The 13,755-nt window shown below is 37.6% G+C and carries 7 protein-coding genes and 1 CRISPR repeat array; of the genes, 1 reads left to right on the forward strand and 6 read right to left on the reverse strand.

Annotated elements, in window-relative coordinates:
* Positions 1-10: 10 nt before the first annotated feature.
* A complete protein-coding gene (locus EFY79_RS13845) occupies positions 11-3,322 on the reverse strand; it encodes a SusC/RagA family TonB-linked outer membrane protein (RefSeq protein ID WP_123121311.1) in 3,312 nt (1,103 codons plus the stop codon).
* Between the two features lie 399 nt (positions 3,323-3,721).
* On the opposite strand from EFY79_RS13845, the gene EFY79_RS13850 reads away from it, so the two are divergent.
* Positions 3,722-4,750, forward strand: coding sequence for a LacI family DNA-binding transcriptional regulator (locus EFY79_RS13850; protein ID WP_123121331.1), 1,029 nt, complete (start codon positions 3,722-3,724; stop codon positions 4,748-4,750).
* An 84-nt stretch (positions 4,751-4,834) separates the two neighbouring features.
* Here EFY79_RS13850 and EFY79_RS13855 read toward each other — a convergent pair whose 3' ends face one another.
* From EFY79_RS13855 to EFY79_RS13870, 5 genes are all read right to left on the reverse strand, one after another.
* Positions 4,835-8,266, reverse strand: coding sequence for a sulfatase-like hydrolase/transferase (locus EFY79_RS13855; RefSeq protein ID WP_123121312.1), 3,432 nt, complete (start codon positions 8,264-8,266; stop codon positions 4,835-4,837).
* On the reverse strand, positions 8,263-9,222 hold the full coding sequence (locus tag EFY79_RS13860) for a HEAT repeat domain-containing protein (RefSeq protein ID WP_148041927.1): 960 nt from the start codon (positions 9,220-9,222) through the stop codon (positions 8,263-8,265). Before EFY79_RS13860 ends, EFY79_RS13855 begins: the two co-directional genes overlap by 4 nt.
* A complete protein-coding gene (locus EFY79_RS21895) occupies positions 9,176-9,307 on the reverse strand; it encodes a hypothetical protein (protein WP_262684441.1) in 132 nt (43 codons plus the stop codon). The genes EFY79_RS13860 and EFY79_RS21895 overlap by 47 nt, the downstream gene beginning before the upstream one ends.
* 67 nt (positions 9,308-9,374) lie before the next feature.
* Positions 9,375-9,746 (reverse strand): response regulator transcription factor, encoded by a 372-nt coding sequence (locus EFY79_RS13865; protein ID WP_123121314.1) that lies wholly within the window; start codon positions 9,744-9,746, stop codon positions 9,375-9,377.
* 24 nt (positions 9,747-9,770) lie between these two features.
* Positions 9,771-12,335, reverse strand: coding sequence for a PAS domain S-box protein (locus tag EFY79_RS13870; protein WP_123121315.1), 2,565 nt, complete (start codon positions 12,333-12,335; stop codon positions 9,771-9,773).
* 205 nt (positions 12,336-12,540) lie between these two features.
* Positions 12,541-13,624: a CRISPR direct-repeat array (repeat unit 30 nt; unit sequence ATTTCAATTCCTCTATGGTGCGATTAAAAG).
* The last annotated feature ends 131 nt before the right edge of the window (positions 13,625-13,755 follow it).

Below are 13,755 nucleotides of genomic sequence, written 5' to 3' on the forward strand. Positions count from 1 at the left end.
TTAAAAAAATTTAAAATTCAACGTTTAGTCCAATTGTATATGAGCGGGCTCGTGGATAAGAACCCCAGTCAAGCCCTATGGTTGGATACTGTGCATTTCCCTGACTGGTATTGGTATTCACCTCCGGATCAAGCCCGGGATAGTTTGTCCAAATCAACGCATTATAAATGGCCCCATAGATTCTCAGGCGGCTGATTTTAAGATGTTGAATCAGGCTTTCTGGTAAAGAATACCCAAGCGTCACAGTGTTTAACCGAAGAAATGATCCGTCCTGAATCCCTAAAGTAGATACAACAGGATTTTCATGATAAGGCAGAAATGTAGTAGCATTTGCATTTAAGGCTTTAAGCTTTGCCGGATCGGCAACGCTTTCTAACTGGCCATCCTTAATATCATAAATTCTATAGGCACCCGATAAATAATTTAAGCGGTTTCTATATAATCCATCTTCTTTGCTTCCGTAAAATGCAGCAAGGTAGTTGGCATCATAAACCTGGTTTCCATAGCTCCAGTTGAAATTTAAAGCCATATCAAAATTTTTGAAAGTAGAATTGATATTAAGGCCTCCTGTATTTTTCGGAGTCATATTTCCAATAATTGAAACATCATTTTCATCAATTACGCCGTCTCCGTTAAGGTCTTTAAATTTGATTACTCCCGGATACGCAGACTGTCCACCGGGCTTGTGGGCGTTGGTGCCATAAACGGTTCCTATTATGCCCGAAGCGATATCAGGCACACCTTTTTTAAGTGTATATATTCCGTCGGTATAATCAAAATCATCCACTCTATACCATCCATCATAGGTATAGCCACGAACCATCCCGACAGGCTTACCCACTTGCAGAATATAATCCCCGGTATTTGGCTGGGTCATGGTTGAACCCCATTGTGATTTATAAAGGCCGTTAACACCCGGAGCTAATTCATCAACCCGTCCCTTGTTAAAGCTCACATTAAAATTGGCGCTTAAGGTAAAATTTTTGTTTCTCACAATATCGCCGCCTAATGAAATTTCAGCCCCGCGATTACTGGTGCTTCCTACATTATCATAAGTAGAGGAAAAGCCACTGATAGCGGAAATAGAGGTAAGTAATAGAAGATCTTTTGTTCTGTTTTTATAAACGTCTATTGTTCCAAAAAGCCGGTTGCTAAATAGTGAAAAGTCAACACCGACATTTTCGGTAATCGTTGTTTCCCATTTTAAATCCGGGTTAGCGATTGTTGAGGCAGGCGAATAAGCGCTTTGCTGTACTTCATTAATTGAATAGCCAGTTAAGCCATCAGAAGACCATTGTGTTTTCCAAAGATTTGCACTTATTCCGTCATTCCCAACTTCACCATAAGATACCCGAATTTTTAAGTTATTCAACCAACTTACATCTTTTAGAAACGCTTCGTCGCTCATACGCCATGCAACTGCACCCGCGGGAAAATAGCCCCAGCGATGCGAAGGGGCAAACCTGCTGGATCCATCTGCTCTAAAGGTTCCTGTTATTAAATAGCGCCCTAAATAAGAATAATTAATCCTGCCGAAATAAGAATTAAGACGGTTTGGTGTTCCAACATTTGAACTAAATCCTGAATTTATCGTTGTGCTCATCAGATATTGATCCATCTGTGCAAATGCCCGGTCTGAGCTAAACGATACAGGATATTTATTACCATACATGCTTATACCTTCAGAATGGGAATTATCAACTTCCTGACCCATGACAAAATTTATATCGTGGTCAACATTCAATCCCTGCACATTATAGTTCAGAGTATTGACCCAGCGAAGGCCCCAGCCTTCAGTACTTGAAATGGAGGCGTTTCCGGAATATGTTTTATTTCCGTCCTTATCCAGGTATCCGTTGTAAGTAGCGCCCGACCATGTTTTGCCACGATTCCAATAGGTATTATAACCGAATTCAGTTTTTAAAGTAAGTCCACTGGCTACGTTCCAGGATAATGACCCATTTGATCTCAAGGAGCGCTGGCTGGATAAAGGAAAATAATCTTTCATGAGCGCAACAGGGTTGTACATATCCTGCAATACATAATCATATAAACCAAGTTGTGTATTTTTGGAATCATCTAATTCTCCTAAAACGTCTTTCGTTGCAATCGGTCTGAACTGATACGCAGAGGATAAGATGGATCCTTTCCCATTTGTAGTGGATTCATTGTCCATTGAATGAATATCTGTAAAACGGGTATCAAATGAAAAGTTTAAACTTTTGCTTATTTTTTGAGAGAGCTTAAACGAAGCATTTGCTCTTTTGAACCAGGAATTAATTTTCATTCCATCATTATCTGCATAACTTCCTGAGATTAAATATTTCGTATTTGCATTGCCGCCTCCCATGCTGATATTGTGATTATGAGAGAATGAACTTCCATAGGCTTGCTTTGAAAAGCTTGCTGCTGCTACATTTTTGTAATGATTAATTCCATCAGTGTTATTATATGTTTCGGCATATTTGCCAATTCCCCAAAGCATGGCCCATGCATCCGCATAGCTGTCACTAATTGCCTGGGCGTATGCCCAATTGTATGCGATATAATTATAAGCGTTCATTGTGGGCAAATACTTTGTTGGTTCATTAAACTGAACATATCCATCATAAGCAATTTTCATTTTGCCGGCTTTGCCGCTTTTAGTGGTAATGATAATTACACCATTGGCGCCACGGGCGCCATAAATTGCTGTTGAAGCAGCATCTTTTAAAACATCAATGCTTTCAATCTGCTGTGCAGGAATATCGTTGATATTACTTACCGGGAAACCATCTACAACATATAGAGGTTCGTTGCTTTGCGATACGGAACCTCCGCCGCGAACGCGGATTGAAATATCTGCGTCGGGCCGTCCATCCTGCGATGTAACACTTACACCAGGCAATTTACCCGCCAAAGCCTGCGCTGTATTGGTAACAGGAACTGCCGCTATTTCTTTACCAGAAACAGATGATACTGCGCCCGTAAGGTCTTTTCTCTTTACTGTTCCATATCCGATAACAACTACATCATTTAAGGTGGAGGTACTGTTTGTAAGCGAAACATTAATTATATTTCGTTCACCTACACTAATCTCTTTAGGGTCTTTACCTACAAAACTGAATATTAATATTTCTTTACCGGTTGGTGAAACAGAAATAGAGTATTCCCCCGAAGAGTTGGTGGTAGTAGCTTTTTGTGTTCCCTTAAGTGAGACAGTGGCACCTGATAATGCTTCGCCGGCATCTGACGTAACCTTGCCCGTTACTGTTTTATTTTGCGCCTTAACAATCGCAAAAGAGAAAATCAGAATGAATAAAGCAAAAAATTTACTTTTCATAAACCTGTTTTATTTATTGTATAAGAATTGATTATAAAAAACAATTTTGTTGAAATTGCTTAATGTTTACATACCAGAGAGAGTTATCAAATTGCAATAAACTTTTTGCATACTATCCAGCCTTAATTTTTTTGTAAAAAATAAAAATCCAAAAATCATAATCATAATCAAGCGATGCTCAGTAACTAATAACTTGCAATATTTATTGTTTTACTGTCTCATCAAAGTTTATCTGGCCTCTCTCAGCAAGTGTAACAACATTTACCTGAAAAAAATTAAAACAATAGATGTATTTTTATGCAATCGTTCCCGATAACGTTTCCAATTTTTGAACTCAGAGAAAACCCTCCATTATTTGGTGCTTTTAAGCGGTTTAAAAAAACGTCTATTATTTTGATTATGAGATTTGACACAGTCACCATAAAAGATATTGCGAAAGCATTAAATTTTTCAACCTCCACGGTCTCAAGAGCATTGCGCGGCAGTTACGAGATTAGCGAAGAAACAAAAAAGATAGTGCTTGAATATGCAGAAAAAATAAATTATCGTCCGAACCCTGTGGCTTTAAGCTTAAAAGAAAGAAGAAGTCGCGCCATAGGTGTAGTGGTTAGTGAAATAGCTAACAATTTTTTTTCGCAGGCAATTAATGGCATTGAATCCATTGCTTATAACAGGGGTTATCATGTTATCATCACTCAGAGCCATGAATCAGAAGAAAGGGAAAAAGTAAATGTAATGCATCATGCGTCCCGGTCTGTTGATGGATTATTAATTTCATTATCGAGCAATACAATTGATCTTTCCTATTTAAAAGAACTGCATGACAAAGGCCTGCCAATTGTTTTCTTTGACAGGATAACGGATGAAATTGATACTCATAAAGTAACAGCTAACAATTATCTGGGTGCTTTCCAGGTTACAGAACATTTAATTTACCAGGGCTTTAAAAGGATCGCACATCTTACAAGCTCGCCTTATTTGTCAATAACTAAAGAAAGACTGCAGGGATACCGCGAAGCACTTAAAAAACATAATATTCCCTTTAATGAAGATTTGGTAAGATATTGTAATCATGGAGGAATGATTGCGGAAGAAATCGAAGAAGCAGTCACATCACTGTTTAAAAACAAATCAAAACCTGACGCGATATTTACCACAGGTGATCGGATTACTACTCTTTGCATTAAATTTTTAAAAAACATGAAACCACACCGCATTATAAGTGTGGCAGGATTTACCAATATTAAAGTAGGTGATCTTTTTAGTCCGCCGCTAACTGTAGTGAGGCAGCCTGCGTTCCAGATCGGCCAGGTTGCCACAGAAATGCTCATCCAGATTATTGAAAGCAAAAGACCCATCACTGAATACGAAACAAAAATCCTGGATACAGAATTAATTATCCGTGAATCTTCGCTGAAGAAAAAATAAGCCAGCTAACGGGAATGGTTGTACGAAAACAGGAAATTCTTTTGAATGATTTAAGCGGGTTATAAATTTTCAGTATTTCTTTATTTACTGAAGACTAACGGTATCAGGCATTAATTGAGCACCCTTTTTAATCGTCTCGTTCTTGTGCCTGAACCGGGCGAAGGCAGCTTTAAGGTTATTTTTTTCTTTGTTATTCTCAACCGGGTCAAGGTTCATCTTATCACTTATTTTATACAGCTCATCATTGTGAAGCATGTAATCTCCCATGATAAAATCTACTATATCGTTTTTGGTTTGCATCAAAGGATATGCATGAATATTCCGGAAGGAATGTGCAGTGTCCAGCCCTGACCCAATCCATGTTGCCTGTTGTGGAATTTTGAAATTATATTGATGTTTTAAATACATCAGCAATGAAGGCGCAATGTCTAAATGTGTATTAACGGCTTTAAATTTTTGTGCATGTTTCAGCATTGGCGAATAAATAATTAAGGGCACATGGTACCTGTCAATCTTAGTGGCCATAGGTATTTCAGGCATCCGGTGGTCTCCGGTAATTACAAAAATTGTATTTTGAAAATTTGTGCTTTTACTGTAGTTATTGATAAACTCCCTGATGGAATTGTCCATAAACAAAATCGTTGCATACTGGTCTTTATAACGTCTGTGCTCATCTTTTTCAGCTTCTGTAAAATTTAATTGCCGCATTCGATCTTCAAACTGCTCAAGATATTTTTGCTGGTTATGAATAAGAAACGGGTTATGTGTTGACAACGTCATGATGGCATTGAAAACCGGGCCTGTGGCCTTCCTCGTTTCTTCATCCACTTTGTTAAAAACCTGGTCATCACCATAGCCCCATGTAAAACCGCTGCTATTTTTTGGCATTTGTACATAGGAAGAAGAAAATGTTTTTTGATCAAACACGTTACCACCGTCCATCTTAACCATTAGGTTCATATTATCAAATGATGCATCACCGCCGTAAAAGAAATTAGTTTGATAACCATTTTCTTTTAAAATATTAAACAGCGAGTAATGGGATGGCATTTCTTTTCCTAATTCCAGAAACCCGTTTCTACCAAACGGAAGTGATCCGTAAATAGAAGGCAACATGGCAAACGTACGGCCTCCTGCGCTGAGGAAGTTACTCCAATAAAGGCTGTGATTTGACAAAGAATCTATAAAAGGTGTAAAGCTTGACAGGTAAGCATCTTCATTCGAAAAGGCCCTGCCCAATCCTTCTACCACAATAAAAACAATATTAGGTTTTGAAGTCGCTTTATTGAAGAATGGCGAAAGCACATCTGTTGAATCTATTGAATGTAAAAAAGGATACTGTTTTTCATTTGTGTATTTGAAATTATTGGGATCGCCATTATTTTCCACAAGCATTACATTTTGTTTTTCTGCCGGGAAAAAAGTTTGGTAGCAATTGTTATAAAAAAAGAACGATTTATTTAAAGCCATTGAGTTGCTAAATTCAGGGCCTGGCTTCCATCGGCTTGTTATGTTTGCCACTGAAATCAATGCACCCAAAATAAAAAGTGTAACTATTGAAAATGCTGCAACCGGTTTTATTTTGATTTTTCTCGGAATAAATAAAAACAAGAAAATTACTGACCCCAATAACAATGTGATGATAAAAATAAAGCTGATGGAAACGCCTGCTGCGCCTACAGTTTGCTTAATATCAGCCAGCGAATAGCCAAATAAATCTGCGCCTAATGGCACCAGGGTCTGTAAAAAATATTCTGCAAGGGCTGCATGAATCACTACAATAATAACCGATAAACAAATGATAAAAATGCGCGCAATTTTTTTATTGATTAAAAACAAAAATGTGAATACAGCTACAGGCAAGATTAAAAAATTGAGGTCAAACGTGAGCTCGTTTATGATTGCATGGCTTATCACACTTAATAAATCTTTCGGGATTCCAAATTGAATACAATCCCCGACTATCTCTATCACTTTTACAAATAATAAACAGGCACAAAGTAATAGTGTGTAGGCAACAGACTCCTGCATTGCATTTATAATGCGGCTTTTTATTTCAGCAGCTATGCGCGGCTTTTTGGTTTCAGTTTTTATTATTTGGCCTGATGTAAGACCTTGACGCGTCATCTCTCCCCAGCTATTTTTTTTCCTGAAATAATCGATATGGCCTTGGATAGCTGACCACACTACGAACGGATGAAAAATAAATGGTTCTAATAAAGCCGTTCCTATTAATTTAAAATTATCTTTTTCACTTTTATATTGGTTATAGGTTTGGACTTCCATAAGAATGGAAAAAACTGAAAATAAAAATCCAAATAAGAAAACGCATGCGAGCAATACAAAAAATAAACTCCATGAAATCATTCCTAAAAAGGCAAAAATGATGAAAGCTATGATCCCGAAAAATTCTATCGGGGAGGCTAATTGCTCAAAGAAAAGCCAGTATGGATAACTAAGCATTCCTAACACACGATACTTCGGGTTGAAAAACATTTTTCGGTGTGTTCGCAACGTTTCGATGGTTCCGCGTGTCCAGCGGTTTCTTTGTCGGCCCAGGATTTTATAAGTGACGGGCGCCTCTGTCCAGCATAACGGTTCAGGTATATACGTAACCTTACAGGGAAGCTTATTTTCTTCCATGTATCTGCGCATTCTTACAATCAATTCCATGTCCTCGCCTACCGTATCAGTGCTGTAACCGCCACATTTAATCACTATTTCCTTATCAAAGGCGCCGAAGGCTCCGGAAATCAAGAGAAGGCCATTCATCCGGCTCCATGCCATTCTTCCCAATAAAAAAGAACGGATGTATTCCAACGTTTGCATCCGCGGCAAAAACTTTTTCGGCAATCTTACTTCAACCAGTCTCCCATTTTCTATTTTGCAATCATTGGCAATTCTTACCACGCCACCCGATGCAATTACCCGCACTTTTGTTTCTTCTAAAAAAGGTTTTATCATTTTAAGCAAGGCGTCCTGCTCCAACACACAGTCTACATCAAGACAAACAAAATATTCATAAGAAGAAACATTAATGCCCACGTTTAATGCGTCCGCCTTGCCGCCATTTTCTTTATCAACTACAAGCAATTTTCTAAAAACGGGATTGTTGCTTTTATAAATCCCTTTTATCTTTTTCGTGGGTATTTGTTCATTGATGAAAATATTGCTCTTGTATAAATCATAAGCCGTGATCAATCTTTGAAGAGAGTCATCTTTGCTTCCATCATTCACAATGATTAATTCAACAGCATTGTAATGGATAGATAACATTGACCTTACATTCTCTACAATATTCGCGGCTTCATTATAAGCCGGCGCTACAATGCTAATGCCCGGAAGATGTTCAGATGCAGCAGGGATGCGGAAATCAGAAAACCGGTTGACGCGCAGGTATTTCCGGATTTCTGCTGTAGAATAAAAGGCAATGAAAATGTAAAAGCCAAACATCACCACCGTATAAATAAATATACCAATGGTTAAGAATTGAAATATAAAGCTTTCAACCGTCATGCTGCTCTCTCATTCTCAATTTGATTAAAAATAGCATTCCATGGATACGTGCCGGCAAATGAATGCGAATGAAAAAATGACGGGCCCGAAGGATGGAGAACCGATAAAGTTTTTGCAGCCGCAAGCTTGATAGTATTGTCGGGATTGCTCAATTCATTTATCAAAAAAGGAATTTGATTTTCAGTTCCGGTTTCCTGTAATACAGAAAGCATGATTAGCCTGGTAGCTGCATCCGCACCGGCATAACAATTAATAATTTCCTCTGCAGAATCAGGGTGATTAATTTTTTTTAAATACTCGAGTGCGCACTGCTTTACCTGGCTTTCATTTCCCTGCAAACAGCGAATGATCTGTGTGTACACTTCAGTGCAATTACACAAAGATGCCAGCCGGATGGCAAATATTACGACAGAATTATTTTTTGACAGCAGCCATTTCGTTAATCGTTTCGGATCTGCAGCATGTACATCATAAATGTAATTTAGCAGCTGGATTTGTTGCCATTGGCTTATAGGGTAAATTATTACATTGAGAAAACGCAAGCCTTTAAATCCGTAAAAATTAACAAGGGCGCATTGGGCTTCATTTCGTACCAATTCATTTACATCATTGGTAAGCCTGAAAATTTCTTTTACATATTGCTCCTGCCCCATTACAGCAAGCTCATGAATACCGCTGGCTTTTATGTGCCATTTATGGCTTTTCATTTTCAAAACTGCATCTTTATCAAAATCTAATGATTGATACAGATGTTTAAGATTTAATACAGAGGCGCCGGAAAAATTCTTTTTCGCATGGATAATTTCGCCGATAAAATATTGCCTGAATTTTTCGTCTTTTAATAATCCTTTATCTGCCTCTGTGAATTGTAGCCAGACCGGGTTTTCATCATTTTCTATCAACAATGATTCACTGATAATCGTAACCACTTTTTCCTGCCAAAATAATTTCTTCATTTCCATTTTCCGCTTGTAAAAAGAAAATGTCATAATTGATATCCCGATGAATATCATCGCTGATATAAAAAAATACAGTACCCATGCCAGTGAAGCAACATTTATTGCCAAAAAAAATCCGGGGTTCAGAACTTCCATGTGGTTATAAATTTTTAGGAAGCAAAAGTGAGCGGTGTGTAGCGTTTCACGCGCATTGAAAGCTCGTTAGGACTAAAAGGCTTAGTAATAAAATCATCAGCACCCAACTGAAAAGCCTCAAGCACCACATTTTCCTGCCCCATCGCTGAAAGCACAATTACCTTTGTGTGCTTGCCATCTTTTCTTTTTACCGCTTCAATAATTTCCAGGCCGGAGGCAAATGGCATCATGATGTCGGTGATGATAAGGTCAGGATTTGTTTCGTCAATTTTTAGAATAGCTTCTCTTCCATCACTGCACGTGATGATTTCATGGCCATCTTTCTTTAGCCTTAATTCAATTGTTTTTAACATGATCATTTCATCTTCCGCTACTAAAATTTTCATAGTGTAATTTTTAATTGGCGCCGGTTAGGCTACTTTCAATAAGGTTTTGATTCTGCTCAATTCTTGTTTCAGCGGGTTCTCCAATTCAGAAAATGCGCTAAACCCTTCCGCAATCAGGTTTTTTAATTGGGCTTTATTTTTATTCTTTGCTTCGTGTTCTATTTGTACCAAAACTTCAAGCAATATGTTGGCTTTTATCAAACCAGTGCTGCTTTTTAGTTTGTGGGCTATCTTATAAACGTTTTCAAGTTCACCGGCTTCTGTTTGTTTTTCCATTTCAACCAATTCTACAGGGGTCATTGATAAAAAGATTTCAATCATTTGAGAGAGATAATCATTATCATCGAGTTCCTGCAACATGGATAAATCAAATTGGGCTGTATTATCCACAGGCGCCGCTTCGCTGATCACTTCATGCATATTATTTTGCGAAAGCAGGTTAGTAATTTGCTCATAGAAATGAGAGAATTCAAATGGTTTGGTGAAGTAATCGTTCATGCCGATTTCAATGCATTTCGATTTTTCGCCTTTAAGAGCAGAGGCCGTCATGGCAATAATCGGGATAGAGATATCCATTACATTGCGGATATATTTTGTGGCAGCATATCCGTCCATTTCGGGCATTTGCAAATCCATAATTATCGCATCGTACGACGTATTTTGTTTTAAATAATTAATCGCTTCAAGTCCATTGTTGACAATATCTGCCACAGCTCCCGCTTTTTTCAAAACATTTTCAATCACTTTCTGGTTGACTTCATTATCCTCTGCCACCAAAAATTTTCTTCCCTGCAAACAACCGTGATAATCTTTTAATTTTTTGCCTTTGAAAAAAAGTTTTCGGTTTGACTTGCTATATCCAAATGGAATTGAAAAATGGAAAGTAGCGCCTTTATTTTCTTCGCTCTCAACAGAAATATCACTTTGCTGCAATTGCAATAGCTGCCTGGTAATAGATAAGCCCAGGCCAGAGCCACCATATTTGCGCGATGTTTCTACACTTGCCTGTGTAAAGCTTTCAAATATTTCTTCAATCTTGTCCTTCTTGATTCCAATGCCGGTGTCAGCTACCGAAAAAGTTAAAAGAACACCCTCGGCATTTTTCTTTTGGATGCTGACGGTAAGCGATACACTGCCTTGATGAGTGAATTTGATTGCATTGCCGATAAGATTAATCAAAATTTGGTTTAGCCTGTATGGGTCGCCTTTTAATGTAGCCGGAATGTTATTGTCAAGGTGAATTGAAAAATCCAAATTTTTTTCTTTCAGCTTATGACTAAAAACGGCTGAAATATTCTGAATCACTTCATTAAGATTAAAATCAATTCTTTCAATGGTTAATTTTCCAGCTTTAATCTTTGAAAAATCAAGTATATCATTTATGATGACTACCAAATTGTCGGCAGATCTCTTTATTGTTTTTGCAAAATCATTTTGGTTTTCCGTTAGTGGGGTATCCAACAACAAGTCAACCATTCCCTGAATTCCATTCATCGGCGTTCTTATCTCATGGCTCATATTGGCAAGAAATTGTTCCTGCAGATTTTTCGCAGATTCGGCAATTTTTTTGGCTTCTTTCAGTTCTTCAAGTTGTGATACCCTTTCGGAGATATCCGTGGCGATACCACTAATTCCATACACCTCGTTCTGTGCATTTATCAGGGGAAATTTTGTAATTAAAAGTGTATGGTTCTGGCCCGGTTTCCCGATGATTACCTCAAGTTCCACGGGTTTGCATGTGCTTAAAACCTTGTCATCAGTTTCCTTGAAACGCTGCGCCTGTGCCGGATCGGTAAAATCAAAATCAGTTTTTCCTATAATTTCGCTTTCGGTAACATTTAACACCTGTCTAAACTGCTTGTTAACCAATAAATACTTTCCATCAAGGTCTTTCACATATATAAGGGAAGTAGCATTGTCAAGAATAGATTGTAACCTTTCCTGGTTTTGAACAATAGCGATTTCATAATTTCTAAGCACATTTTCCATCTCCCTTTTTTCAGAAATATCTTTTATTACACATTGAAAGCCTGCTATTTTATCACCTTCCATAATTAAAACCGCAGTTTGCTCTACCCATTTCAAATCGCCAAATTTTGTCCTGATTGCAAATTCAAAAAGAGTTTCTTCCACATTCTTTTCCATTTGTCTTTTATACTTTTCAAGAGCAAGTTCAAGCCATTCGATGTCTATAATATCTGAAAAGTGCATTCCTATCAGTTCATTCATAGGATATTCAGTTAGCTGAACTGATTTTTCGGTCGCAAAGGTGATATAACCATCCACGGAGGTAGTGTACATAACGATGCCTGCATTTTCAATCAGATTTCTGTATTTTAATTCATTAGCAGCCAGGTCATTTTTTGCAATTTTGCCAGATGCCCTGTCCAGATCAATTTTAAAAAGGAAAAACAATACGAATACGAAAGCCACAAGAGCGCCCGCGATGGCGATTAAAATATGCTGTACCGGACCGGCACTCTGGAAAAGAAGAAGAATAAAAAACAACAGCACAAAAAAGCAAAAAGACATTCCGTAAAGAATGTTCTTACGCAGGCTTTTCAATTTTTGTTTCAAAAAGGTTTTCATAAAATTGGATTGTTCTTTGAAATGGGCAAAAAACGGTTAATAATTAAACGAAAAAAAATCAGAAATATTGGATTAAGGCTATGGATTGAACTCGCTTATTTTTTTTATACGAATTATCAGGGGGATGGAATTACCGTTTACTATTGGTTGTGAATTATCTGAACATTTTGGGCGATTAAAACAGAACTAGATATGTAAAAACACCATCTCAATTCCTCTATGGTGCGATTAAAAGACGATTGGGGCTTCTTTGAAATAAAAGGTTTTAAAAAATCTCAATTCCTCTATGGTGCGATTAAAAGGAATCAGTAAGCCAACAAATAACCGGTATTCCTACTTATCTCAATTCCTCTATGGTGCGATTAAAAGAGCAGTCGGCGCCATAGTGCTGGTGTATGTGATAATCCATCTCAATTCCTCTATGGTGCGATTAAAAGACAATTACAGAAATGCCGACGATAAAAGTATGAAATCTCAATTCCTCTATGGTGCGATTAAAAGTCAAGTTTGACGCTGAGAATGTAAAAGCATTGGCAGAATCTCAATTCCTCTATGGTGCGATTAAAAGAGGGCATCGGTGCCACAAGGGTAGCTGCAACAATATCTCAATTCCTCTATGGTGCGATTAAAAGGATGATAACGGTTTAAGTAATTCGGGGCGTGTATCTGATCTCAATTCCTCTATGGTGCGATTAAAAGCCGCAAGGTCTTGCTTTTCAAATTGTGGTATAATCATTTCAATTCCTCTATGGTGCGATTAAAAGTAACGGAATGTGCCATTTACGCCGCTGAGAATATCAGATTTCAATTCCTCTATGGTGCGATTAAAAGACCACATGGCACATTCATACCCTGTTTTTTCTTTATTTCAATTCCTCTATGGTGCGATTAAAAGCTCTGACAAAGCAAATCAGTACGGGCATAGGGTAATTTCAATTCCTCTATGGTGCGATTAAAAGCAAACTTGTGAAGGGTGGATATGCTGTATTTGTTGTATTTCAATTCCTCTATGGTGCGATTAAAAGATATCGCTTTTGCCAATCGTTTTTGAAATAAATTGATTTCAATTCCTCTATGGTGCGATTAAAAGTAAATTTTGATGCATCCAGTTTGGTTTTATTATTTTTATTTCAATTCCTCTATGGTGCGATTAAAAGAACGGCTGACTTTGCAGATACAATTGATGTTAATCCATTTCAATTCCTCTATGGTGCGATTAAAAGACCCGGTAGCCAAGTTCTGAAGAATCTCACAATTAAATTTCAATTCCTCTATGGTGCGATTAAAAGATTTGGATCGAACAAAATCCGCTCGAAGCTATTGCAAAGTATCCCTCCGACCAACCACATCGAAATTAATTTAAAATAAAATCCTTATACCAGTGGTTTCCAGTTTTGCGGCAGCAGTTCTTCAATTTTAT

Source organism: Hanamia caeni, from assembly GCF_003721595.1.
Lineage (GTDB): Bacteria > Bacteroidota > Bacteroidia > Chitinophagales > Chitinophagaceae > Ginsengibacter > Ginsengibacter caeni.

Bases quoted from the DNA above. Each gene is read 5' to 3' on its own strand.
- EFY79_RS13845 (WP_123121311.1), bottom strand. From the start codon at position 3,322: ATGAAAAGTAAATTTTTTGCTTTATTCATTCTGATTTTCTCTTTTGCG.
- EFY79_RS21895 (WP_262684441.1), bottom strand. From the start codon at position 9,307: ATGGGTACTGTATTTTTTTATATCAGCGATGATATTCATCGGGATATC.
- EFY79_RS13860 (WP_148041927.1), bottom strand. From the start codon at position 9,222: ATGAAGAAATTATTTTGGCAGGAAAAAGTGGTTACGATTATCAGTGAA.
- EFY79_RS13865 (WP_123121314.1), bottom strand. From the start codon at position 9,746: ATGAAAATTTTAGTAGCGGAAGATGAAATGATCATGTTAAAAACAATT.
- EFY79_RS13870 (WP_123121315.1), bottom strand. From the start codon at position 12,335: ATGAAAACCTTTTTGAAACAAAAATTGAAAAGCCTGCGTAAGAACATT.
- EFY79_RS13855 (WP_123121312.1), bottom strand. From the start codon at position 8,266: ATGACGGTTGAAAGCTTTATATTTCAATTCTTAACCATTGGTATATTT.
- EFY79_RS13850 (WP_123121331.1), top strand. From the start codon at position 3,722: ATGAGATTTGACACAGTCACCATAAAAGATATTGCGAAAGCATTAAAT.